Here is a 26,033-nt window from a genome sequence, read left to right as displayed (position 1 = left end):
ATCCTTACTTTAATTAGTAAGGATTTTTTTATTGAAATTAAGCTTAAATCATTGCATTTTAATCGTTAGTTAACTAGGTTTATAAGTAAATAAGTAGAAAATAGGAGAATGGAAATGCGAATTGAACAACGACCTGAATTTCAAATCCATTTACAAAATCTCAAATCAAAAGAACAGTTATATCTAGAAACGATTTTTAGCGTTGCGAATGGACATTTTGGTGTTAGAGACTCAAACCCACTCCAAGGAAACAATCCAAATTACCGAGGAACACCGGGTTTATTTATTAATGGATTTTATGATTATTATGAGATCCAGTATGGTGAAAAATACACTGGCTATCCCGTTAATGATCAAGTTATCAACCGGCTATGTGATCCCAGATATATTCGAATAAAAATTGGGGATGAAGATTCATCGGTTAATTATTTCAAAGTTGATACTGTCGATAAGAACATGGATATGCAGACAGGGATGCTGCACGAAATTTTTAGCGTTACGACTCCTCAAGGTAAAATCTTTAATCTGATTGTTGAGAGCTTTGCTAGCGTGGAAGCAGCTAATGTTTATGGCATTAAGTATGGTATCGTTCCCATTAACTTTGACGATGAAGTTGAAGTAATCAAGGTTCATGACTACGTCAATCAAAAGACTAGTTCTACAGTGTCAGACGTGCGCGTCAATGAATCACAAGGGCATTTGCAATTGGACTTTTTGGATGGCTACGAACAACCAAGTTATTTGTTAACCACGTATAAAAGTCAGCAAGGATCCTTATTAACATTTAATGGTAGTGGTCCTAAGCTAACTTACTTTAAAGATGAGAACAATCACTGGGGATACCATGCTACTTACTTTGGTAAAAAAGGTACACAAAAAGAATTTGAATTTTTGTTCTCAATTGGTGCCGTATATCCACTAGTTAACGCTCAGATGTATGCTGATCAATATTTGGTTAAATTAAATGAAGACATTAAAAATACCAGTTTTAAATCAGAATTGATGGCGTCTGCTCAGGTATGGCAAACTTTTTGGCTACATAGTGATGTGGAGATTGATGGCGATCCCGAAGTGCAACTAAGTTTGAGATTTAATTTATTTGAGTTGTATCAATCAGCTGGTAAAGATTCACACACTAGCATTCCTGCCAAAGGATTGTCTGGAAATGGTTATGGTGGGCATTATTTCTGGGACACTGAGATTTTTATGTTGCCATTTTTCATTTACACCAATCCGGAATTAGCCAAAAAGATTTTGATGTATCGATATGAAACTCTGAGTGTTGCGGAACAGCAATCTACTCAATTTGGCTTCAAGGGTGGTGCTATGTATCCTTGGAGGTCAATTAATGGGGTCGAAGCTAGTGCCTATTGGCCAGCAGGTACCGCCCAAATTCATATTGATGCTGATATTGCCTATGCCATCGAACAATACTATGAAGTTACAGGAGACGATGATTTTTTAGATAATTATGGCTATGAGATTATTGTCGAGACTGCCCGTTTTTACATGGAGTGGGGTAATTTTGCGAAGATTAATGATCAGCGACGATTTGTCATTAACAGGGTTACTGGTCCTGACGAATATAGTGCCGTTGTGGATAACAATTACTTCACTAATAAAATGGTTAAATTCAACTTTAGAATGGTTCAAAAATATGCTAAACGATTTGAAAATACTGAATTATCCAAGCGTTTAGGACTATCTCCTAAAGAACTTAACCGTATCAAAGAAGCGGCTGACTTGATGTACTTGCCATTTGATAACGAGAAAAAGGTCAAATTACAGGATCAAAACTTCAAACAGATGAATAAATTGGATCTTAGCAAAATCGACAACAATGACTTTCCATTATTACTTCATTATCATCCACTCATGTTGTACCGCAGCCAGGTTAATAAACAAGCTGATACCATTTTGGCTGATGTTCTCTTTCCATCTGGATATAGTGAGGACGAATTAATGAGGGATTTTGATTTTTATGAACCGATTACCACGCATGACTCCAGTTTGTCACAGGCAGTATTTGCCATTGCAGCTGCAAGAGTTGGTAAGCAAGATCAATCTTATAACTTCTTTTCGCAAGCTATCCAAACTGATATTTTGAACTCTCATCATAATACTGCGAATGGCATTCATGCTGGGAGTTTAGGAGCTGCATGGGAAGGCGTATTCTACGGGTTTGCTGGGGTAATCAATAACGCCGGTACATTCACAATGAACCCTAAGTTACCTGCGCGTTGGAATAGTGTTAAATTCAGAATCTTCCTATATGATAGTGAATACATCTTTACTATTTATGAGCATGAAGTTCATGTTAGCCTATTGAGTGGTACAGGTACTACGATTACGATTGCCGGGGCTAAGTGCGATTTGGATAACGAGAGTCCGGAACAAGTTGTTAAATATTAATTAGTTACGAAAATGAAATGGTAATGAAGGGCGGTTTGTTCTATTATTTAGAAGTAAGGATATGCAGGATAATTTAATGAATTGCTTTTTTTAAACAATTAATATTTAATAATCAACCTTCGGAGGTCATTGTAAATGAAGAAAGAATCGCGCCAAGCAAAGATTGAACAGATTATTAATCAATATACAATTACTACTCAAGAAGAATTGATGAGTAAGCTTAAAGAAACTGGCATTAGTGTAACTCAAGCGACTCTGTCTAGGGATATCCGAGAAATGCAGATTGTTAAGCAACCTGATAGCTCAGGGAATGCCCGCTATATGGTGTTTAAGTCAGGTAATCAAAATGAATTGGAACGGTTGAATCGTATGATTAACAGTTCCGTAACTGATGTTAAACAGATTGAATTCATAAACGTGATTCATACTCAGCCAAGTTATGCTAACCCATTGTCTGCGGTGTTGGATGATCTTAAGTTAGATAACGTAACTGGAACCTTGGCAGGATATGATACCATCGTTATCTTTTGTCCTGGTAAGCCTGAAGCCACTCAGGTCCATGATTTCTTCATGCAACGCGTTAACCCAGAATTGATGATTCCTACCGCCGAATAATTGTCGAAAAGTATACATTCCTTGATGTATAACTAAAAACGAAGTTAGTGAAAAGTGCCTTTTCCATACGAAAAAGGCACTTTTTTTGTGATTATTTTTTGAATAATATTAAATAGACGGTATAAATAACCTTTTTTAAATTACGCTAGTTAATTGTGTAATCGCTTTATATGCTATTAAATAAGCTTTTTAAAATCTAATCAAAAACTTATTTTTTAATTTGAAGAAAAAAATATGTATAAAAATTAAATAGGCGCTGATTATGTGAATTAATCTGCAAATTTTTTGATGAATATGCGAATTGACTTAATTTTGAGAGTTTTTTCTCATTTCATTTGAGAGTTCTTCCTTGATAGCGGTTTCAAAAAGAATTATGATGTGTTTGTAGTAAATAAGGAACAGGAGGCAGTAATATGACAAGTCCAATTCACAACTTTTCGGAAATCGGTAAGTTAAAAACTGTTTTGCTAAAACGACCAGGTCGTGAAATCGAAAACTTCACACCTGACATGATGCCAAGACTTTTGTTTGATGACATACCATATTTACCAAAAGCTCAAGAGGAACATGACTACTTTGCCAACACACTTCGTGATAACGGCGTAGAAGTTCTCTATCTTGAAAAATTAGCCGCAGAAGCACTCGATGCTGGTGGTGCTGAATTAAAAGACAAGTTTTTGGAACAAATGCTAACTGAATCTGGATATGCAGCAGGCTCAACCCATGATGCATTGAAGGAATATCTTGCAAGCATGAATAACCAAGACATGGTTAACAAAATCATGGAAGGTGTTCGTAAGAATGAAATAGATTTTGTGCCAACTGATTTACAAAGTATGGCAGAAAATGAAAACTATGAATTCTATATGGATCCAATGCCTAACCTCTACTTTACTCGTGATCCATCAGCAACTATTGGTGAAGGATTGAGTATCAATCACATGACTTTCGCTGCTCGTCAACGAGAATCATTATTCAATCAAATTATTATTGAACATCACCCACGTTTCGCTAACCAAGGTATACATGTATGGCGTGACCGTAACCACAGTACTCGTATCGAAGGTGGAGACGAATTAGTTCTAAATGATCACGTAATGGCAATTGGGGTTTCACAAAGAACTTCAGCTGATGCAATTGAAGATATCGCTCGTAACTTGTTTAATGAAAGCAACTACGACACAGTTATCGCAATTCGTATCCCACATAACCATGCAATGATGCATTTGGATACTGTATTTACCATGATTAATTACGATCAATTTACAGTTCATCCAGGAATTCTTGGCGAAGGTGGTCATATTGACACTTACACCTTAACTCCTGGTGAAGGTGACGAAGGTATTCACATTCAACACCGTACTGATTTAAAACAAGTATTAAAAGATGCATTACATTTGGATGATCTTGACTTGATTCCAACTGGTAATGGTGACCCAATCATCGCTGGACGTGAACAATGGAACGATGGTTCAAACACCTTAGCAATTGCTCCAGGTGTCGTAGTAACTTACAACCGTAACTACGTATCTAATGAATTGTTAAGACAACATGGCCTTAAAGTGCTTGAAGTAATTTCAAGTGAATTATCACGGGGTCGTGGGGGTCCACGTTGCATGAGTTGCCCAATCGTTCGTGAAGATTTAACTAAATAAAACTGATATTTAAGGGGAGATTCCGCACATGATTGATAAGGATTTTAAACAAAGCGTATTTCAAGGCCGTAGCGTATTAGCCGAAAAAGACTTTACTGCAGCAGAATTGGAATATCTAATTGATTTGGGTCTACACTTAAAGGCTCTAAAAAAGGCTGGTGTTCCTCACCATTACCTAGAAGGTAAAAACATCGCATTACTTTTTGAAAAGTCATCTACTAGAACGCGTTCTGCATTTACCACTGCAGCAATCGATCTTGGTGCCCATCCAGAATATTTGGGTCAAAATGATATTCAATTAGGTAAGAAGGAAAGTACTTCTGATACTGCTAAGGTTCTTGGTAGTATGTTTGATGGAATCGAATTTAGAGGATTCAAACAAAGCGATGCTGAAATTCTTGCTCGTGATAGTGGTGTACCAGTCTGGAACGGTTTGACTGATGAATGGCACCCAACTCAAATGTTGGCTGACTTCATGACTGTGAAGGAAAACTTTGGTACATTGAAGGGCTTAACATTAACCTTTATGGGTGACGGCCGTAATAACGTTGCCAACTCATTATTAGTTACTGGTGCCATTCTCGGAGTTAACGTTCATATCGTTGCCCCTAAGAGTTTGTTCCCAACAGAAGAAATTCAAAATATCGCCAAAGGTTTTGCTGATAAATCTGGTGCAAAGCTATTGATTACTGACGATGTTAAAGAAGGTATGCTTGGTTCAAACATCGTTTATACCGATGTATGGGTATCAATGGGTGAAGATAACTGGGAAGAAAGAGTTAACCTCTTGAAGCCTTACCAAGTAAACATGGAAGCACTTAAAGCAACTGGTACTCCTGATGATCAATTGATCTTCATGCACTGTTTGCCAGCTTTCCATAATACTGAAACTCAATATGGACAAGATGTTGAGAAGAAGTATGGCATCACTGAAATGGAAGTTACAGATGAAGTGTTCACTAGCAAGTATGCTCGTCAATTCGAAGAAGCAGAAAACAGAATGCACTCAATTAAGGCCATGATGGCAGCAACTTTAGGAAACATGTTCATCCCTAAGGTTTAATAACAAGAGCGCACCTCGAAAGAGGATCACTTCAAAGAAGGGATGGGATATTAAATTCCGTCCCTTTTTGATTAAATTATTGATTTTGGAGGAAGAACAGAATGGGAAGAAAAATCGTCGTTGCACTTGGTGGAAATGCAATTTTATCAAAGGATGCATCAGCTAGTGCCCAACAAAAAGCACTTTTAGATACTGCAGAACACTTAGTTAAGTTTATTGAAAATGGTGATCAATTGATCATTTCTCACGGAAATGGTCCGCAAGTTGGTAACTTACTTCTTCAACAAGCCGGTGGTAGCACACCAGAAAATCCTGAAATGCCAATTGATACTGCTGTTGCAATGACTCAAGGAAGTATCGGCTACTGGATGCAAAATGCTATGAACCGAGTACTTAAGGAGAAGGGCATAGATAAGACTGTAGCTACAGTTGTTACTCAAGTTGAGGTTAGCCCAGATGATCCTGCATTTACTAATCCAAGTAAACCAATTGGACCATTCATGTCTAAAGAAGAAGCTGATGAAGCAAAAGCTGCTAATCCAGAATTCACTTTCGTTGAAGATGCGGGTCGTGGCTATCGTCGGGTAGTTCCATCACCCAAACCAATCAACGTTGTGGAAACTAAAGCAGTTAACACATTAGTTGATGCTGGTATCGTGCCAATTTCAGTTGGTGGCGGTGGTATCCCAGTCGTTACTGAAAATGGTAATCTTGAAGGCCGTGAAGCAGTTATTGATAAGGATTTTGCTAGTGAAAAATTGGCAGAATTGGTCGGTGCAGATGCATTGATTATTCTTACTGCAGTTGAAAATATTTACGTTAACTTCAATCAACCAGATCAAAAGAAGTTGGAGCATGTAACTGTTTCTGAACTTGAGAAATACATTGGCGAAGATCAATTTGCTAAAGGTAGTATGTTACCAAAGGTTCAAGCTGCGATTGACTTTGTTAAAGCAACTAAGAGTGAAGCTGTAGTTACTGCGCTCGATAACATTGATGGTTTTATCAATGATGGTTCTGGAACTATTATCAGTGCAGATTAACTAATTAGTTAGCGTCCGTGTTGCGAAAGCAACATAATAAATTGTTCTGGAGAATCCGAAAATGATATCTAAAAGTGATTATGCAGAATGCTTACTCAAAGTTAAAAACCATCCTGAATTTGCTGGGTTAAACCAGCGAGATTTAGATGAGCTCGTCGACCAAACGATTATCAAGGAATATCATCGTGGCCAAGTTTTATTTGACCAGGGTGATCCCCGCAATAATTTTTATTTGATTATTTCTGGTATCGTGAAGTCATTGCACTACGATGAAAATGGTGACGAAAAGTTATACTTCTACATCAGAGAAAATAAGACTTTTCCTTTTATCGGTTTGTTCTCAGGTGATACGTACAACTATAGTGCCGAAACAATGTCGGAAGTTAAAATCGCAATCATGCCGATGAAGCTATTTGAGAAGCTACTAAAAAAGAATTCAGATATGATGGTTTCCGTTATTCAGGAAATGGGTCAGATTATTAATACGACTGAAATTCAACTTCGAAAAATGGTAACTACTAGTGCCAAACGACGGGTCGAGAGTGCAATCGAAGCTTTGGGTCAGCAGCTTGGTGAAAAACAACCAGATGGTACGATCCTAATTCCTTACCCAATGACATTGATTGAATTATCAAAGATCAGTGGGACTACTAGGGAAACGACAAGTCAGATGGTATCAGAATTGGTGAGTGAGCAAAAAATTCTGTATGGTAAAAAACATTTTCGAATCCTGATGAATGAATAATCGAGGAAACTCAGTTAGGGAGTGAAGAAATGAAAGAACACGATGGTAAATTAGGTTTAATTGAACTGATCGGATTGGTTGTTGGATCCATCATTGGTGGTGGGGTGTTCAACCTGATGCATGATATGTCTGTAGGCGCTGGTGCCGGTGCAATCATCATTGGGTGGGTCATCACTGCTATTGGTATGGTTATGTTAGCATTGACCTTCCAAAACTTAACAATGAAACGTTCCGATCTTGATGCCGGGGTATATAGTTACGCTGAAGCTGGATTTGGGAAATATATGGGATTCAACTCAGCTTGGGGATATTGGCTGTCAGCATGGTTAGGTAACGTAGGTTATGCAACATTACTAATGAGTGCCGTGGCTTACTTCTTACCAATTTTTAAAGACGGTCAAAACATCTGGTCGATCGTGGCCGCATCATTTATCTTATGGGCTTGTCACTTTATGATTTTAAGAGGTGTTGAGTCAGCATCGTTTGTTAACACAGTGATTACGGTCGCTAAGTTAATTCCAATTTTCTTATTTGTAATTATTGTTTTATTTGCTTTTAAACTTAACATGTTCACGATGGACTTCTGGAACACTGCTAGTGGTAACTTTGAATGGGGCAGCGTAATGTCTCAAGTTAAGAGTACTATGCTAGTTACTGTTTGGGTATTTATCGGAATTGAAGGAGCGGTTGTCTTCTCAGGAAGAGCTAGAAAACGTTCTGATGTTGGTAAAGCAACTGTTTTAGGAATTATTACCGTTATTTTGATCTACATGTTAATTACCTTGCTCTCATTTGGTGTTATGAGCAGAAGTGGATTATCACATCTATCACAACCTGCCATGGCTCAATTACTAGAAAGCTTAGTTGGTAAGTGGGGGGCAGTTGTTGTTAACCTTGGTCTTATCATCTCAGTTGTTGGTGCTTGGTTATCATGGACTATGTTTGCCGGTCAATTACCTTATGAAGCTGCAAAACAAGGAAGCTTCCCTAAGATCTTTGCTAAGGAGAACAAGAACGGTGCGCCAATCAACTCATTACTATTTACGAACGTTTTAGTTGAAATCTTTATGTTCTCATACTTGATCACTGCGCAAGCTTACAATTTCTTCTATTCAGTTTCTAGTGCAGCAATCTTAATTCCATACGCATTCTCAGCATTCTATCAATTGAAGTTCTCAATGAACGAATCTAAGGGGACTGCAGGTAGAATTGGTAATATTGTTATTGGTTTGATTTCTAGTGTTTATGCATTGTGGCTATTATTTGCCGCTGGCCCTAAATTCTTACTGCTAACTTGCATCTTGTTTGCTGCTGGGATTCCAGTTTACTGGATTCTCCAGAAGAAAGATAACCACGCAGAAAAAATCTTTGGCCCAGTCGAACGAGTTGTCGCAATTTTGATTATTCTGGGGGCAATATACGCGATTTATGGATTATTGGTTGGTAAGATTATGTTGAATATGTAGTCTGTTAATAGTAAAAAGGGGTGGAATTTATTCCACCCCTTTTTACTATTAATTAGTTGAATTGCACCAAAAAATAAGTTTCATGCTAGAATGATTACAGAATATTAAATGGAGACTTATGATATGAAGAAAATCTACTGGGATAGTGTTGAAATTGATCACACTAAGTTCTTTTTCACTGTGACCGAAGCGGGAATCAGCTTTGTTTCAAGTCCAGGTAAAAGATTATCTGAAATGTTTGATTTCTATCCTGATATCAGATATCAGGTGGAATTCACATATGATGATGAAAGAACTGCTCCTTACCGCGAACAGTTTGAGGATTATTTCGCTGGTAAAGAACGTCATTTTGATTTGCCTATCGATGTGACCAATGCAGGAACGGAATTTCAACAATTAGTATGGAACGAAATTACTAAGATTCCCTACGGTGAGACTATCAGTTATGGTGATTTAGCCGATAAGGTCGGCAATCGTAATTCTGTTAGAGCAGTTGCTCACGCAGTTGCCCTTAACCCTGTGTTGATTATGATTCCTTGTCATCGCATCGTCAAAGCCGATGGTACTGCTGGTCAGTATCGAGGTGGGGAGCAACAAAAAAAGGCTTTGCTTGAACTTGAAAGCAGAGTCCCTAAAAAAAGTTTTATTAATAAATTACCGTTACCTAAAATCAGTCAACTAGGTAGACCTGATCTTTGATCAAATCAAATGGTTGATGATGTTCGTTTAATTTATTTGCAGCGGGTTGGTCGATAAAGTTAGCCTGTTGCCAGAATTCAGTTGAATTAGTAGCACCATTTTTTTCGCCGATCACAATGAGTGTTAAATTGTGGTTGGCGTTTCTTATTTCATTTAAGATTTTCATGTCAATCGTATCTTTGTCAGGAGACCAACTCATAATCACATATTTTACTTTATCGCTGTATTTTTGAATTGCACTGATGGCATCTAATTTTTCAACATCGATAACTTGGTGGTTACCAGTCTGGTTTTCGGTTTCCCAAGCCAAACTGTCAGTTGGGTAAACAGTGCGACCTAAGTTTTGCAATCCTCGAGAAATGTAACCATTTCCCGCCATAACTTCGAGAACGGCTGCATCACCGACATAATCGGCGATAGCTTTGACAAATGGGGCTGAAATATATGCCCACATGCCATAAGTTTCTTCCAGATAATCCCGATATGAACGTAGTAGTTTATCAGCCTTTGGCAATTCATTCGTTAATTGATTCCACAGGTGGTCACCTGCAGGATCGCCCTTGGCATATTTGGCATTTACGATGGCAAATATTTGGTCTTGAATGTCATCGGGTAGTATCAGTTCTGGTAAATCTTGTGGTAGCATACCTGCTTTGATCAGGCGATCACTTTGCAAGATGTTGTTGATTAAAAAAACTACTTCGGGAACGTCAGTATAAAGTTCACGGTAGTAGTTTAGCTTAGAGATGTAGTCAGTTTCCTTGGACATTGGCTTAGCTTGAGAATGTTTCTTTAATAACTTTTTCTTTTGTTTGTTAGAAAGCATAATTGCACCTTATTTATCATTGATATTCAAGTTTAGTTGTTCTTGGTTACCTTGTTGATGAGTTGATTCTGTCGTGCGGTTATCTCGGCCATGTAAGTAACCAGCGATTAGCTGATAGACCTCATAACGGTCGGCAGATGAAATTAATTGACCATTAAAGGTGAGATCTTTATCAGAGATAAAGAGCCGGCCTAGGTCATATGCTGTGTTTTCGGATAGTCCTGTAATGTAATCCATGGTGACATCAAAAAATTTAGCTAACTTCTGCACCTCAAGGTAAGAAGGGGTGCGGACACCGCGTTCCCAGTTGCCGATTTGTGCTGGAGTGTTCTCGTGTTGCTTATCAGTTGGAAACATTGCATTTAGTTCGGTCGCTAGGCTTTCGAGGGTTAAATGTTGGCCTGTTCGCAATGCCCGTAATCGTTCAGAAAACATATATAATCACCATCCTTGTTAATGCTATTATACTGCAAATTAGGCATTCACAAAAATTTTCCATTTGATTAACGGGATGATGTGTTATTATTATCGTCGGTATAAATTTTGAAAAGGGTGAGTATAAGATGAAGAAAAGAAGACGACTAATGGTAGTTGGGTTGTCAGCACTGGCATTAGTTGCTGCTGGATTATTCGGAGCAGGGATGTATTTTTATCAAGTGGCAGTCGTGCCTGCACCTAAAACATTTTTAGCAAAAGATAAGCCGATTAAACAGAGTAATCCGCTTTATCCTGCTCATAAATGGTATCAATCAGTATCCAAAGAGCGTTGGTATGAAACTTCAGCTGGGCAAAATTTACGATTGGATGCCAATTATATTCCTGCAGCTACCAAGACTAATAAAACAGTGTTGGTTGCCCATGGGTTTATGAGTAACAAAGATAAAATGTTCGCATATGCATACATGTTTCATAAGTTAGGCTATAACGTCTTGTTGCCTGATGCTAGGGGACATGGTGATAGCCAAGGTAAATATATTGGCTTTGGTTGGCCTGAACGCCTAGATTATGATAAATGGATCAAACAGGTTATTAAACGCAATGGTAATAATTCACAGATCGTTATGTTTGGTGTCAGCATGGGTGGCGCCACTACTATGATGGTTAGTGGTACTAAATTACCTCGTCAAGTTAAAGCATTCGTTGAAGACTGTGGTTATACAAGTGCTAATGATGAGATAGAGTATCAAGCTAAGCAACTCTACCATATGCCGGTAGTTCCACGTTTCCCATTAGTTGACATTGTTAGTGGCATTACTCAAGTTAAGGATGGATATAACTTTAAAGAGGCTAGCTCACTTAATCAGGTAAAGAAGAATCATCGACCAATGATGTTTATTCATGGTTCTGAAGATCAGTTCGTGCCGACTCGAATGGTTTATCCACTATATCACGCTACCAAAGGTCCTAAAGAGTTGCTAATCGTTAAAGGGGCGGGCCATGCGCAATCTTATGAAAAGAATCCGGACTTATACACACAGAAGGTTAGTCAGTTTCTAACTAAGTACGTTAAATAGGTAGGAAAAAAGTTAGTAAAGTTGTTATAATTAGGGTTGAAGCTTTCAGAAGGGAGGTGCCTAGTTGGTAATAACAATTATATTAGCTGTTATTGTTGCTGTGATTGCTGGAATCGTTGGACAAAAGTCCGAACAAAAAAAGCATGACCAAGCAATTCAACAGGCCCAACAGCAAGCGGGACAAATGGTTCACGCTGCTGAAAAAGAGGCAAAACAAGTCGCTGAAGAAGTCGTTACAAACGGCAAGACAGAGACTGAAAATTATCAAGCATCTATTGATGAAGAACTTGATAGCTACGAAGCAGATAACCGAATTCGCCAGTCACGAATTGATCAACGTACCAATGGCGTTGAACAGGTTAAACAACGTTTAGATAAAATGCATAATGAACTAGCTGAGCGCCAATCTGAGTTAGATGATATCCAGACTGAAATTGATAAATTAGCTGTTCAGGCTGAGCAACTAGCTAACAAACGGCGCCAAGTGCTTCAAGATAACGGTGATTTAAGTTATGAAGAAGCCGCTAGACAGATCACAGATCAATTAGCAATAGATTTAGATCGCGAACGAGAAGTTGAACTTAGATATCAAAACGATGAAGCCAAAGTTATTGCACCTAAGATGGCTAAGCAGTTGGCTGACGATGCAATTCAACGAGGCCCCGTTGATTATCCTCGTGAACACGTTGAGCATTCGGTTGTTCTACCTGACCAGGGAACTAAGCAAAAGCTGTTAGGTAAAGAAAATATCAATTTAAGGTATATTGAAACCTTAACTGGTGTCGATATTGTCTTTGATCGTAATGAACCGTTGATGTTGCACGTTGTGACTTCAGATCCATTACGCCGAGAAATCGCTAGAACAGTTATTGGTAATCTGATGGTTACCAGACAGATAAACTCGCAAACCATCGAACAACAAGTCGACACGGTTTCAAGTAATCTCATGAGTGAAATCAGAAAAACTGGTGAGGATGTTGCTACCAGCTTACACATTGGTTTCGTTCATCCCGATGAAATGAAATTAATTGGTAGATTAAGGTATCGGACTAGTTATGGTCAAAATGTTTTGACCCACTCAATCGAAGTTGCTAAGATTGCTGGAATATTAGCTGCTGAATTTGGTTTAGATGTTCAAATCGCCAAACGAGCAGGATTATTCCATGATATTGGTAAGGCAATTGACCATGATATTGACAGTACCCACGTTGAGTTGGGTGTTCAAATCGCTCAACAATATGATGAAGATGAACAGGTTGTTAATTCAATCGCATCTCACCATGGTGATGTGGACGTTACAACGCCAATCGCTAATTTAGTTGCTGCTGGTGACTCCATTTCGGGTGGTCGTCAAGGAGCTAGAAGTGAGTCTGCAGAAGAATATATCAATCGATTGCGTAGCTTAGAGAAGATTGCTGGGCAAAAGCCGGGCGTCAAAGATAGTTTTGCTATTCAGGCTGGTCGAGAAATTCGAGTTATGGTTGACCCTAATCAGATCAATGATGAGAAGAATCAGGAACTTGCCGCACAAATTAGCAATCAGATTGAAAATGAGTTAACGTATCCTGGTAAGATCAAGGTAACTTTGATTAGAAGCTTCAAAGCAGTGTCATATGTTGGTGCTGAAAAGAAGAAGAAAAAGAAACGGGCATAAAGAAAAATCCCTTATGATTCAGTAGCTAGTAAGCTATTTGATCATAAGGGATTTTTTATTTATTATCTGGAATGACTTGGAAATTTTGGTTATTGGTCGCTTCGATAACGGGATGGTTTTGTAAATATTCGAGAAAAATTTGTGAAATAATCGTGTCATCTGTTTTGATAATTTTGTCTTTTGTAAACATAGAGTAGTGGCCACCGCCTGTTGCTCGATAACGGTTAAGAACTACCTTTAGTTTTTGATCGGGTGAGATTGGCTTACCGTGGTAACTTAGCTTGGTAACTCGCTTACCAATTGGTTTTGAAATATCCAAGGTATAGTCAATTCCCTCATACATATCATAATTATAATAGCGATGTTTCGGAAAAATGAATTTTTCATTTACCACTACGCGGCCACCTTTGAGTGCGAAGTATTCGGCCGAGACTTCTAAGGCATCTTTGATGTCCTCACCGGACACTTCGGAAACCACTAAGGTATTTGGGTAAACATAGTTGGTAATGATATTGCGCATGGTAATCGGATTAGAAAACCCGTGCGCTTCGTTATTGTACAGGGCCGTAGCAGATATATCGACTCCCATTTTGTCCATCTGGACCTTATGGACGAATTCCATATAAGCCGAATCTTGAATTCGTGCAGAAAATGGATCGTCAAAGGATAGGTTACCCTTGATTCTAGCTAATGGATGATCTAGCCAATGGGATACGTCCTTTGATAATGGATCTAAGGCTTTGCCAATTCGTGGATCAACTGGATAATCTTCAACGCTGATCAGTTCAGATTCACCCTTGGTAATTCGTTTATCAGAGTTCGAGATATTCAGTGTGATTCTGCCGACAAATTCACCGCGAGAACCGGGCTGAATGATTGGTTTTTTGAATAAATGACCGGCAATTTTGCGGTGTTGATGGCCAGAAATCATTGCATCAATTTCAGGAAAATTTTCTAGTAGATCGTAGCCTTTGTTCTCACCTGGGTTAATATCGGTCCAAGTTCCGGTATGATCACGCTCAAAGCCGCCGTGGTATACAGCAACTATGAAGTCGGCCTGCTTTTTCATTTCTGGAATGTATTTAGCGGCAGTGTCGATTTCAGAAATCAAATTAAAGTCATCTAACTCGTTGACGTTTTTCCACTTTTTGGTGCTGGTCGTACTCAGACCTAAGAAGCCAACTTTACACGGCCCAAAATCAACAATTTCATATGGTTTACCCAAGAAAGGTTCATTATTATGATCAACGATGTTGGCACAAATAAATTGGCGTTGGGACTGCTTCATAACATCCTTTAAATAATTCAAACCGTAGTCGAATTCGTGATTGCCAATAGTTCCCAATTGGTAACCAACATCGTTGTAACATCGATTATAGATGTGTTGATCAGCCGAATCGGCTTTTTTAGCAACAAAGTATGATAAAGGAGAGCCTTCTAAAAAATCGCCATTGTCGATGACGATAATTTTTTCATCTGGATGGGCCATTTTGTATGCTTGAATGGCACTTGATGCCTTACCAATACCAAACGGTTTAGTAAAGCCTTTATCCACATAATTGGTAGGTTCGATGAATCCATGTGTATCACTAGTACAAAGAATTGTTATTTTCATAATTTCACCCGCAGATTATCTATGAATTCTAGTATATATAACATTGTGAATATTGTAAAATTCACTTTGAATTCTTGTTAATCTCCATCAAGTGATTGAAGGTAAACCATTTGATCAGTGGCAATACTTTGATTAAGTCTATCAGAAAGAGTCTTATCGATTTTTTCCTGTTTAAATTGTGTTGAAACAAATTGATATTCGTATTGCAAGGCAGTGATTAGTAAGTCTTTTTGATAAGCTGTATTTTGTGAATTACCACGATTTCGTCTGAAAGTAACAGCGGATCTAGCAAATGCAACTTCACTGACGTTATCGTCACTTTCAATACTGTCCAAATATTCATTAGTTCGCTTAAATGAAATATCATCAATGTTCTGGCGGAGTTCACCAATCCGCTTGCTGAATTCAACCCGACTAGTAAATAGGGCATTCTTGTTATTTGGAGTGTTATCACCATTGGGTTCTGGTAATTGTTTTTTTGCGGCAACAGAATTCCGGTAATCAGTGATCTTCTGCCTAACTTTTTTTGATCGTCTTCTAGATGAGAGTAGACGAAGCGTCAACTTGATTTTTTGGCCAAAGCCACCATTGGTGTCTGGGTTGGCGACAAATCTGCGACTAAGCATATTTGCAATTCGCTTATCAGTCTCGCTGTTTCCCAAAGAATCCATCATGGCTTGATATTGAATGTTATTAATCTCGTTCATGATTACCCTGATTTTTTTAGAATCAGTATGACCGGTCTTCTTCTGACTGGCAAGCATATCGAGAACGTAATTTCTATCAGCAATTTCGATGTTTGGTGCCTGTTTGACACGATTAGAGGCGTAGTCAACCATTTGATTGCGAAAGCTGTTAAAGGTGGCTTCGTCTGGTTTAGCTTTTCGATCAAGCATTAATGGCAAAATAATAGTTGGAACAATTAGACTTAGGAGAATAACGACTGTTGCCACAAAGATTATTTCATCACGAAACGGAAAGGCCCGTCCACTGAGAGTGTATGGGATTGAAAGTGCCATTGAAAGTGTGATAGTTCCGTGAATGCCACCGATTGCAACGATGAATGAATCTTTACTTGAATTAAAGGCAGGATGGTCAGTTTGCAATCTTACTAAGTTAAAGCGCGTCCATAAAAATCTGATAACTAGCATACCAACGTATAAAACAACGGATAATAATAGCAATTCAACTAATAAATGATTAGTTACGGACGTCATCTGAGAAATGACAGTTGGAATAGTGACTCCTAAAAGTACGAACACGATGCCAGAAAGCAGATTATTAACGACCTGCCAGCTGGAGTTAATCACTAATTGAACATCTGTTGCTGTTAAGCGAAGTCGATTTGAGAATAATCCTTGTAAAATTCCAGCGGAGACAACAGCCAGAATTCCCGAAGCGTGGAACCACTCTGCAATTAAATAGATGGCAATTGGAGACATTAGGCTTAGAGGAAGCAGGACAGTCGACGTATCCATTGATTTGGAAATCAAAAAATCTTGTAGTGATGAAAAAATTCTGCCGGCAATCAAACCAACAATAATACCGCCAAAAAAACTGATAGCGAAGTTTGATAAGCCACTAGTCAGAGAGAACTGACCAGTTACGTAAGCGACGATGGCCAAGTTAAAGATTACGATTCCTGATGCATCATTAAATAATGACTCAGTTTCCAATGCCCCGGAAACATCTTTTGGAATCTTGATATCTTGAGTAACTGATGAAAAGGCTAGTGAATCAGTTGGTGTAATAATTGCTGCTAATACGATTGATAATGTGATTGGTACGATTGGTAACAATGCATGAAAAACGAATCCCATAATCACAGCAGTTACGATGGCTAAAAAGACTGCCATCGAGAATAATTGCCCCAGTGAATTTCTGAACCGACTCATGTCAGTTCTAGAACCATCCATATACAACATGGGAGCAATAATACATAGCATAAACATTTCTGGTTCCAGTGAGTAATTGTGAAATATGGGTAGAAAAGAAAGTGCAAAACCGCTTGCAATTTCGAAAAAAGTTAAGGGAATTTTGTCAAATGTTGAAGAAATTATGTTTGAAATTAATGCTGCAACAATCAATAATGTTACAGAATAAAACGCTTCCATTGAAGGTGCCTCCTAAACCGTTTGTTATTAGTATTATAAGGCAAAAATATGTTGAATAACAGTTGACTATTTGTGAAAATTTCAATTATAAAAAGTAAGTAACGGTATTGACAATTATTACCGTTGTGATAATATTATCTGCAGAGGATATGTTGTTTATAAAACCATAGGGGGGATATAAATGTTAAATTTATATGTAGCACAAAGCAGTGCATCGAGTCGTAAAGCACGCGCATGGTTGAAGGGGCACAACATTGAATTTAAGGAAAGAAACATCAATTCAAATCCGTTAAGTGCGGACGAAGTTAAGAAGTTATTACGCTTAACCGAAAATGGTAGCGAAGATATCATTTCCACTCGTTCTAACATTTATAAGAAGTTGAACTTAAATTTGGATGACTTATCAGTATCACAATTGGTCAGCCTTGTTGTTAAGTACCCTGATTTGATCAAGCGACCAATTATCTTCGATGAGAATCGAATTGAAGTTGGTTTTAACGAAGAAGAAATCAGAAGATTTCTACCTCGTAGTGTTCGAGAAGCCGAACTTCGAGAGCTAGAATCACAAATGATTGGCTAGCTCGTACATTACTGATTGGTTATCAGTAGATTGACGTCAACATGAATTTGTTGGCGTTTTTTTGTTGCCTAAAAATAAAATTTCCGCTCATAAAGCTGATACAAGATGTACAATTATTCTAGTAAGACGAGGAGGACGTAAAATTGATTAAGATGATTGCCCTCGACCTGGATAATACATTATTGACCAGCGAGAAAACCGTTTCTAAAACTAATGAGGAAACTTTAAAAAGATTGCATCACCAAGGTATCAAAATCGTTCTTTGTACCGGCAGACCGATCAATGCAATCTGGCATTTGATTGAACAGCTGGACCTATTAGAATCACAAGACTATACTATTACGTTCAATGGTGCTCTGGTGGTTCATAACCAAGATAAGGGTGAATTGGCTAAGAGCGGAGTCACTAAGAGCCAGTGGCAGGTATTACATGACTTTGCAACCAAAGTGAATGCGCCACTAGATATCCTGAACTTTGAACAGGTTTATTCAATTACCGACTTGAAACCATCTCTTTATGAAGCCCAGTTTCATGGCCAATTAAAATTTGATCATCTACCATTTTCTGAGTTGGATGCTCAGCAGCGATATTCGAAGGCTGTGATTTGTGATCAACCTGAATTATTGGATAAGTATGAAGCAGAATTAACTCCAGAAGTAAAAGCCGCTTACCACATTGTTCGTTCACAACCACATATTATGGAATTCTTGGCTCCAGATATGGATAAGGTGGTTGGATTAGAACATCTGCTTGATCACTTTGGCTGGGATTTCTCTCAACTAATGACCTTCGGTGATGCTGCTAATGACTTAGGAATGATCTCTAAGGCCGGTATAGGTGTTGCTATGGCCAATGCTTCTGACGATGTTAAGGATGTTAGTAATGTCACAACATTGTCAAATGACGAAGATGGTGTTGCCGCATTTTTGAATCGCGAAGATACTCAAAAATTATTTTAATAGCTAAAAAAGGAACTATCGCAAGTTAATGCAACAGTTCCTTTTTGATTGGCTTAAAACTAGTTTTCTTTGAATAATCCGCCTAAACGACGCATAAATTCTGCTAGATAGTCATCAACATTTGCGTTAACGGCTACTTTGACGTTTGTGTCAGGTTCTGAAAGACGAGCAGGGTCGCCAACAGTTCTACCATAGTATTTTTCGTCTGTGGTTACGTACATGTTAAGGTCGAGACACTGTACGAAGTCAGGGTTGATAGCAACTCCAACTGCAAATGGATCGTGCAATGCACAACCATGGAGGTCGGGACTAGTTACTTCATATGCTTTAATATAGTAATCAACAATGTCAGCGAATGCTTTACCTGACTTAGTTCCTAAGTCACGCCATTGTTGAGTTTCATCTTTAGTTAAAAGAGTTCTAAGGGTTACATCCAATCCCACCATAGTTAAATGAATAGGACTAGTAAACACACGGTTGGCTGCAGCAGCATCTTGTTGGATGTTTGCCTCAGTAACGTTAGTTACGTTACCTGGAACGGTCAAAGCACCACCCATGATGGTAACATTACCAATTTCGCTGGTAATTGAAGGGTCTTTCTTGATTGCGGCGTCTAGGTTAGTTAATGGTCCAGTAGGTACGAGAATTAAATCTTTACCGTACTGTTTGACAGAATCAATTAAGAAGTCGATTGCGTCACCATCTTCAACTGAACGAGTTGGTTCTGGTAGTTCAACTTCTCCGATACCATTTTCACCATGAATTTGGGCAGAAATTGGCATCCGGTCAAAATGATCTGATTCTGAAGAATGTGATAAGCCAACGTAAACTGGAACGTCAGTTGCACCAAGCAATTCTAGAATTTTAAGTGAATTAATTGCACCATCTTTCACGTACACATTACCGTATGAACCAATGATACCAATTAAATCAACTTCTGGAGATGCAACTGCATAAGCGATTGCCATCGCGTCATCGATACCAGTATCAAGGTCGAGAATCATTTTCTTTTGGGCCATTAAGAATACCTCCGATTATAATTATAGCAAGGATGAAAACCCTTTATTTAATCATACTCGATAATTTATAAAAACTCAATCGGCGCTCGGCTTGAATCAATTTAATTTCTAGTTTAATCTTAATAGGATTAAGGGGGTACTTTATGGACAGTAAATTTGTTAATGCATGTCGCAAAGTTGGCTCGTTCGTCTGGACTGGTGTTAAAAGAAATTACGACAATTTAGATGATAATATTGCCAAACACTTAGGTGAAAATAACGATGAAACTGTCGAAATTCATCTATCAAAAATGTTTTCTGAGGTCTTTAAACGTCATACACAGGATGAAGCCGACAAATTATTTATTGTTGGTACTAAAACCACAACACCGAGCCTAAAAAAGGTCTCTAGTCGACCAGTTAAACCATGGTTTTTTTCACGAATATTTTTAGTTTTAGCTATTAGTTTTTCTATGTTGATGTTGCTATTATATTTATTCAAAAGTGACAAAGCCATTCCAGGAATGATTTTTATCGGTTCTTTGGCAGTCCCCTTTTCATTACTGATGATGTTTTTTGAAATTAATGTTTATCAAAATATCTCTATCTTGCAATTGCTGACCACTTTTTTAGTGGGGGGAATCATGTCGCTGTTAGTTACAATGACCTTGTACTTAGCATTGCCAATCAAGACCTCAGTTAGTATTGAGAATGCGTTGTTAGTTGGCTTTGTCGAAGAAGTTGCTAAAGCATTAGTCATTATTCTGTTTATTAATCGGTACCGAGTCAATTATATATTTAATGGTGTACTAATCGGTGCGGCCATTGGAGCGGGTTTTTCGGTGTTTGAAAGTTCTGGATATGTCAGTGAATATGGTTTGTTTACTATCTTTACTCGAAGTTTCCAAGCTTTTGGAACTCATACGATTTGGGCAGCTATTGTAGGTGGAGCTGTTATTCTGGGCAAAACTCGGAAAAAGCCATTTACAATAGTTAATTTTTTTACTAATCCACGATTTGATGTGTTCTTATTGTTAGTGATTGCATTACATACATTCTGGGATTGGGACATTCCCAACTCCACAATGTGGGTGTCGTTAGGTCAAGAATTAATTGACGTCGTGATTGGCTGGTTTACAATAACCATATTGATTGATGCCGGGTTACGTGAAGTTAAGACGCTACAAGGGCAGATTATTACGAATAAAAAAGCTAGTCGCAGAATCATTAAACGATTAAAAAGTAATTAGGATGGATGAAGATTATGGATAACGATAAAATTTACGATATTACTATTATTGGTGGTGGACCAACTGGAATGTTCGCGGGATTCTACGCTGGGTTGAGAAATGCCAAGACTCAGGTTCTAGAAAGTCTGTCTGAGTTGGGTGGCCAAGTGGCTACGTTATATCCTGAAAAGACAATTCTGGACATTGGTGGTTATCCCCAAATTAAAGGTCGAGAATTGGTGTCTCAACTGGAACAACAATTACAGACGGTTGATACAGAAGTCAAATTGAACACGACTGTGCAAAATGTTAAGCAGGTTGGTGATGAGTTTAAAATCGTCACTAATCAAGGAAGCAGTATGTCTAAGGCTATTATCATTGCCACAGGGGTGGGTGCATTTAATCCTCGTAAACTAGCGGTGGATAATAGTGAAGAGTTTGAAGGTACAAACCTGTTTTACAGTGTGAAAGATTTAGGGCACTTCACTGACCGAACTGTTTTGGTTGCTGGTGGTGGGGATGCGGCAATTGATGAGGCACTGTTACTAGAATCAGTCGCTAAACAAGTGTATTTGCTGCACCGCCGCGATAAGTTTCGGGCTATGGAACATAGTGTCGACTTGCTGGAACAATCCAAAGTCGAACCGGTAACGCCTTATTTGATCAGTCAATTAGATCATGATGGCCAACAAGTTAAAATTACCGCTAAAAAAATGAAAAGCGATGAAGAAAAAACTATGAACGTCGACGACATTGTCGTTAATTATGGTTTTATTGCTCAAGATGATGCTTTAGCTGGTTGGGATGTTCATCCAGAGGGCAGTCGTGGAAAAATAAACAGTGGCATTAGTGGTAAAACTAATGTCAAAAATGTCTTTACGATTGGTGATGTTGCTGATTATGATACTAAGCAGGCATTGATTGCCACCGGCTTTGGTGAAGCACCACAGGCCGTTAATGCAGCAATGAGTAGTATTTATCCTGATCGACGAGGACCAGTCCATAGCACATCAATGAAGAGATAATTTTTATACGTAAACTAAAAGCCCCACACCTCAATAAAAGGTGTGGGACTTTTGTATTTAACCTATTTACTAGGCTTGTGTTTCTTTTTGGCAGGTTGCTTACCCTGATTGGCATTCAAAGTTTTTTGCATCTTAGCAACTTGCTTTGAAAGATGCTCAACTTGATTTGCTAGTTGTTGGATACTCTTAGTTTGTTCATCTTCTTGGTCTTGATCTGTGAAGAAGTCAGTAATGGTCGATGTTAACAAACCAATAAAACCAATTCCGCCGAGCATTAGGACAGCAGAGATGATTTTTCCACCACCGGTTGTTGGCGTTACGTCACCGTAACCAACGGTAGTGGCAGTGGTGATGGCCCACCAGAGTGACTTTTCAAGTGAATCATGTTCAAAGGCGGCAAAAATCAAAGAACTAAATATCACAATTACCAAACTAATTGATAGTAGGTAAATAAAGCCAGTGTCATAGAAGAAACGATGAAAGCTTTTAGTGAACTTGCCTGACCAACCGAGTTTCCAAAATAAGTGGTAGTAGCGGATGATTTGGATAATTCTTGAAATCCGGAAAAACGCAAATACCGGATGGGAGGGAATTAAAGCAATCAAATCAAACATATTTTGAATTAAGAAATCTTTTTTTGATTTGGCAAACCAAAAACGAACTACGTAATCGAAGAAGAATACTATCCAAGTTAGAAAAAAAAGTATGCTAAATATTCCATGATGAAGGGAAATTATTCTCATCAATGAAAGAGCGGTCAGACCCATCGAGAAGAGGGCCAGTGCCGACAAGAAAATGTTATAAAGTAGGATGGTACCTGATTTTACATTTAGCTTCATGTTAACTAACCTCGATTACCGAGAACTTTCGTGTGTTGCATCTGGGTTGGTGATTTTAATTCGGTTTGAATCAGTGGACTTGTGGTGGATTTCAGGAGCATTGGTTTTGTATAGACCATAAGTTGATTTATCACCGTTTTCAGAATACAAACTCTTCGATTTTTTACCTAGCTTTTTCTCGATGTTGACTTCTTTCGCTAAGCTGTTGGCATAATTATATTTTCTAGGATCAATTGCCTTAAAATCTTTTGGATGGTAGAACCTTAACAAGTTCTTTGAGTTGAGTGAGTCAGATAATGACAGTTCTTTCTGAACTTTATCCTCATCTCGTTTAACTGCCTTCTTTTGATTCTTAGTTAAATTAGCAATTTGACCAGTCTTGTTATTATATATCGTATCAGATATTGAAGTATAGGCTGGGCTGACCCAGTCTTGGTTACGGAAAGCAACGACTTGATCATGTTGCTTAGAGAGCAGATCAGTTCCAAATTGTACGTAGCGTTTGGTGCTGATTCCTAATAAATGCATTTCGGTTGGTAAGGCATCAATTTCGCCACCGTACGTATTAGAAATAAAGCCTTTCTTCATCCCAGGAATATTAATCATGTATGGGACCCGTTGCATTTGCGCGTCGTCAAAGTCGTCCCAAGTATCAGGATTTTTACCGATTGCCTTGGCCAAACTCTTGTTTTCTGAATCAGAAATTCCGTAATGGTCACCGTATAAGATGATCATTGAGTGTTTTAATAATCCAGATTTTCTAAGATAGTTATAGAACTCATGGACTGATTGGTCAAGGTAGTGGGCCGTTAAGAAGTAGTTGTTGACTGCACTGTCACTCGTGTTGGCTGTTTTGAAGTTGGTATCTTCTTTATCCAGGTCATATGGGAAATGGTTTGTAACAGTTATATATTTAACGTAAAACGGTTGTTGCAGATGTTGCAGATATTTGATGGAATCATTGAACAATAGTTTATCTTTTAAACCATACCCTAGTGAGCGGTCACCGGTGGTGTTGAAGTAACTAGCATCAAAAAAGTTTTGGTAACCCATGTTTTTATAAACATTATTTCGGTTCCAAAAGCTAGCTACGTTCCCATGGAACACTGCACTAGAATAACCTGCCCGTTGATTAAGAATTGCGGGTGCGGCTTGGAAAACATTGTCACTACCTAGTTGAGCGAACAGTGAACCCTGAGGTAAACCATAAGTACTAGTTTCAAGCATGTTTTCGGCATCAGAGGTCTTACCTTGGCCAACTTGGTGGAAGAAGTTCCGATAGGCAAAGGTCGACTTACTTTTATATAACTTATTTAGAAATGGAGTCACTTCGCGACCGTTAATTTTTTGGCCAATCAAAAATTGTTGGAAGCTTTCCAAATGAATGACGATTACGTTTTTGCCTTTAGCAATTCCATAGTATTTCGGATTAGGCTTAGCATAGTGCGAACGAGTGAACTTAAGCACGTCGTTTAATTCAGATTTCGTGGCAGTTGCCCGCAAATCATTGCTTCGTTGAGATTTTAGACCATCGTAAGTGGTAAAAGCGTCTAACCCAAGGTATTTAACTATGTAGGTTCTATCAAACGTCCTGGTTAACAATTGGGGACGATCCATTTCACCTAAAGACAGGTTAACTGTGAATAAAAGGACTGCTAGAGAACTAGTGGCAAGTCCGACTCTTTTATTTAATGGGCGGTGATCGATTTTAACCTTTCGGAAGGCCATTAAAACTACTATCACAACAATGTCAATCCAATAAAGAATATCGTGAAAGTTAGTGAGCGCCATGGAACTTCCACTTAAGCCCTGATTAACTTTAGAATATCCCGTCATTGTACTTACAGTCATAAAGTCAGTGAATTCACGGAAGTAAATGACATTCAGATATAAAAGAACGGTTTGCAAGATGTCAATTAACATTGCAACCGGATAAAAGACCCGGCTTCTTTTAAAGTATAGTGGGATGCTCATTAATAATGTCGTTGTGGCAATTGGATTAATCAGTACAATCAAAAATTGGAAAGGGTTTTGAATGCCTAATTTAAAGTCGACAAAGTACGCGATCATTGTTTTTACCCAAAATAAGACAGATAGTAAAACCAAAAATCCTTGTCGAGTGTTACCTTTTTTCAGGATGTTTGTTATATATTTCAAAACAGGTGCTCCTTCAATGTTGTTTACTTGTTACATCTTACCAGAGTAATAACGAAAGTTAAGCTAATTTTATAACCTTGCCAAAATCTTAACTGATTAAGCCCGAAAATTTGGGATAGTTGTTATACTTGAGTTAGAAAAGTAAGGGGTGTGATTTAGATGTCAAAGAAATTCACGTTATATATGGTGCGGCACGGTCAAACATACTTCAATATATATAATAAGTTACAGGGATGGAGTAATTCACCACTAACAGAAAAAGGAATTCAAAACGCTGTGGATACAGGAGACAAGTTGGCGAACGTGAAGTTTGCAGCTGCTTACTGTAGTGATACAACGCGGGCAATGGATACCATTCAAATTATTTTGGATAAGAATCGGGCATCAAGCATTGAAAAGGCCAATCCATCCATGCATTTCCGTGAGGAATTTTATGGTTACTTTGAAGGAACTGATATGGATCAAGCTTGGTATTTAGCTGGTGCGCCACATGGCTTGCCTACATTTAAAGATATTGTTGCCAAATATTCGATTGGCAAGGCGAAGGATCTCTTAAAAGAAGCCGATCCATTTCATCAAGCCGAAAATAACGATGAATACTGGCAACGGGTCGACGCGGGTATAGAGTTGATCAAACAAAATCCAGATATTTCTGACGGCGATAACGTTCTGTTAGTTAGCCACGGAAATACATTATTAAGCTTGGTTGAACGTTATGGTAATGGACAATATGACATTTCTGAGCGACCAGACAACGGTAGCTTAACTAAGTTAGAGATTAACGGCGATGAAGCCAAAATCACCGCATACAATAAAAAGTAGGTA

22 protein-coding genes are annotated in these 26,033 nt (G+C 38.3%); 15 read left to right on the top strand and 7 right to left on the bottom strand.

Annotation, left to right across the window (positions count from 1 at the left end):
* Positions 1-114: 114 nt before the first annotated feature.
* The 8 genes from O0236_RS09625 to O0236_RS09590 all read left to right on the top strand — a co-directional run bounded on the left by O0236_RS09625 (position 115) and on the right by O0236_RS09590 (position 9,698).
* The gene (locus O0236_RS09625) at positions 115-2,412 is read left to right on the top strand and encodes a glycoside hydrolase family 65 protein (RefSeq protein ID WP_268913399.1); all 2,298 of its coding nucleotides are present in this window, start codon (positions 115-117) and stop codon (positions 2,410-2,412) included.
* Positions 2,413-2,547: 135 nt separating this feature from the next.
* On the top strand, positions 2,548-3,027 hold the full coding sequence (gene argR / locus O0236_RS09620; protein WP_268913398.1) for an arginine repressor: 480 nt from the start codon (positions 2,548-2,550) through the stop codon (positions 3,025-3,027).
* Between the two features lie 413 nt (positions 3,028-3,440).
* Complete coding sequence (gene arcA, locus O0236_RS09615) at positions 3,441-4,682, top strand: arginine deiminase (protein WP_268913397.1); 1,242 nt, start codon at positions 3,441-3,443, stop codon at positions 4,680-4,682.
* Positions 4,683-4,713: 31 nt separating this feature from the next.
* Complete coding sequence (gene argF / locus O0236_RS09610; RefSeq protein WP_268913498.1) at positions 4,714-5,745, top strand: ornithine carbamoyltransferase; 1,032 nt, start codon at positions 4,714-4,716, stop codon at positions 5,743-5,745.
* A 101-nt stretch (positions 5,746-5,846) separates the two neighbouring features.
* Positions 5,847-6,788, top strand: a complete 942-nt coding sequence (gene arcC / locus O0236_RS09605) for a carbamate kinase (RefSeq protein ID WP_268913396.1) — start codon at positions 5,847-5,849, stop codon at positions 6,786-6,788.
* A 61-nt stretch (positions 6,789-6,849) separates the two neighbouring features.
* Positions 6,850-7,533 (top strand): Crp/Fnr family transcriptional regulator, encoded by a 684-nt coding sequence (locus O0236_RS09600; RefSeq protein WP_268913395.1) that lies wholly within the window; start codon positions 6,850-6,852, stop codon positions 7,531-7,533.
* A 29-nt stretch (positions 7,534-7,562) separates the two neighbouring features.
* Positions 7,563-8,999 (top strand): arginine-ornithine antiporter, encoded by a 1,437-nt coding sequence (gene arcD, locus O0236_RS09595; protein WP_268913394.1) that lies wholly within the window; start codon positions 7,563-7,565, stop codon positions 8,997-8,999.
* 123 nt (positions 9,000-9,122) lie between these two features.
* Positions 9,123-9,698 carry a methylated-DNA--[protein]-cysteine S-methyltransferase gene (locus O0236_RS09590; protein WP_268913393.1) on the top strand — a complete coding sequence of 192 codons (576 nt, stop codon included), beginning with the start codon at positions 9,123-9,125 and terminating at the stop codon, positions 9,696-9,698.
* Here O0236_RS09590 and O0236_RS09585 read toward each other — a convergent pair.
* Together O0236_RS09585 and O0236_RS09580 are read right to left on the bottom strand one after the other, a co-directional pair.
* The gene (locus tag O0236_RS09585; RefSeq protein ID WP_268913392.1) at positions 9,670-10,524 is read right to left on the bottom strand and encodes an SAM-dependent methyltransferase; all 855 of its coding nucleotides are present in this window, start codon (positions 10,522-10,524) and stop codon (positions 9,670-9,672) included. The genes O0236_RS09590 and O0236_RS09585 overlap by 29 nt on opposite strands.
* Positions 10,525-10,533: 9 nt before the next feature.
* The gene (locus O0236_RS09580; RefSeq protein ID WP_268913391.1) at positions 10,534-10,959 is read right to left on the bottom strand and encodes a helix-turn-helix domain-containing protein; all 426 of its coding nucleotides are present in this window, start codon (positions 10,957-10,959) and stop codon (positions 10,534-10,536) included.
* Between the two features lie 128 nt (positions 10,960-11,087).
* Here O0236_RS09580 and O0236_RS09575 point away from each other — a divergent pair, with 128 nt between their 5' ends.
* The gene (locus O0236_RS09575; RefSeq protein WP_268913390.1) at positions 11,088-12,038 is read left to right on the top strand and encodes an alpha/beta hydrolase; all 951 of its coding nucleotides are present in this window, start codon (positions 11,088-11,090) and stop codon (positions 12,036-12,038) included.
* Between the two features lie 64 nt (positions 12,039-12,102).
* A complete protein-coding gene (rny, locus tag O0236_RS09570) occupies positions 12,103-13,692 on the top strand; it encodes a ribonuclease Y (protein WP_268913389.1) in 1,590 nt (529 codons plus the stop codon).
* A gap of 55 nt (positions 13,693-13,747) precedes the next feature.
* On the opposite strand, the gene O0236_RS09565 is transcribed toward rny, so the two are convergent.
* Both O0236_RS09565 and O0236_RS09560 read right to left on the bottom strand, forming a co-directional pair.
* Positions 13,748-15,307, bottom strand: coding sequence for a bifunctional metallophosphatase/5'-nucleotidase (locus O0236_RS09565; protein WP_268913388.1), 1,560 nt, complete (start codon positions 15,305-15,307; stop codon positions 13,748-13,750).
* A 77-nt stretch (positions 15,308-15,384) separates the two neighbouring features.
* Positions 15,385-17,421: a cation:proton antiporter gene (locus tag O0236_RS09560; protein WP_268913387.1), complete on the bottom strand. Its 2,037-nt coding sequence runs from the start codon at positions 17,419-17,421 to the stop codon at positions 15,385-15,387.
* 181 nt (positions 17,422-17,602) lie between these two features.
* On the opposite strand from O0236_RS09560, the gene spx reads away from it, so the two are divergent.
* On the top strand, positions 17,603-18,001 hold the full coding sequence (gene spx / locus O0236_RS09555; RefSeq protein WP_268913386.1) for a transcriptional regulator Spx: 399 nt from the start codon (positions 17,603-17,605) through the stop codon (positions 17,999-18,001).
* Positions 18,002-18,153: 152 nt separating this feature from the next.
* Positions 18,154-18,960: a Cof-type HAD-IIB family hydrolase gene (locus tag O0236_RS09550; protein ID WP_268913497.1), complete on the top strand. Its 807-nt coding sequence runs from the start codon at positions 18,154-18,156 to the stop codon at positions 18,958-18,960.
* A 59-nt stretch (positions 18,961-19,019) separates the two neighbouring features.
* On the opposite strand, the gene O0236_RS09545 is transcribed toward O0236_RS09550, so the two are convergent.
* The gene (locus O0236_RS09545) at positions 19,020-19,979 is read right to left on the bottom strand and encodes a nucleoside hydrolase (protein WP_268913385.1); all 960 of its coding nucleotides are present in this window, start codon (positions 19,977-19,979) and stop codon (positions 19,020-19,022) included.
* 143 nt (positions 19,980-20,122) lie between these two features.
* On the opposite strand from O0236_RS09545, the gene O0236_RS09540 reads away from it, so the two are divergent.
* Together O0236_RS09540 and O0236_RS09535 are read left to right on the top strand one after the other, a co-directional pair.
* Complete coding sequence (locus O0236_RS09540; RefSeq protein WP_268913384.1) at positions 20,123-21,208, top strand: PrsW family intramembrane metalloprotease; 1,086 nt, start codon at positions 20,123-20,125, stop codon at positions 21,206-21,208.
* 11 nt (positions 21,209-21,219) lie between these two features.
* Positions 21,220-22,212, top strand: a complete 993-nt coding sequence (locus O0236_RS09535; protein ID WP_372791814.1) for an NAD(P)/FAD-dependent oxidoreductase — start codon at positions 21,220-21,222, stop codon at positions 22,210-22,212.
* A 62-nt stretch (positions 22,213-22,274) separates the two neighbouring features.
* On the opposite strand, the gene O0236_RS09530 is transcribed toward O0236_RS09535, so the two are convergent.
* On the bottom strand, positions 22,275-23,051 hold the full coding sequence (locus tag O0236_RS09530) for a potassium channel family protein (protein WP_268913382.1): 777 nt from the start codon (positions 23,049-23,051) through the stop codon (positions 22,275-22,277).
* Between the two features lie 15 nt (positions 23,052-23,066).
* Positions 23,067-25,208 carry an LTA synthase family protein gene (locus O0236_RS09525; RefSeq protein WP_329608920.1) on the bottom strand — a complete coding sequence of 714 codons (2,142 nt, stop codon included), beginning with the start codon at positions 25,206-25,208 and terminating at the stop codon, positions 23,067-23,069.
* A 159-nt stretch (positions 25,209-25,367) separates the two neighbouring features.
* On the opposite strand from O0236_RS09525, the gene O0236_RS09520 reads away from it, so the two are divergent.
* Positions 25,368-26,030: a histidine phosphatase family protein gene (locus O0236_RS09520; protein WP_268913381.1), complete on the top strand. Its 663-nt coding sequence runs from the start codon at positions 25,368-25,370 to the stop codon at positions 26,028-26,030.
* The last annotated feature ends 3 nt before the right edge of the window (positions 26,031-26,033 follow it).

The organism is Lentilactobacillus sp. SPB1-3 (assembly GCF_026913205.2).
In the GTDB taxonomy this organism is placed as follows: Bacteria; Bacillota; Bacilli; order Lactobacillales; family Lactobacillaceae; genus Lentilactobacillus; species Lentilactobacillus terminaliae.
This window is presented reverse-complemented; position numbering and strand designations above follow the sequence as displayed.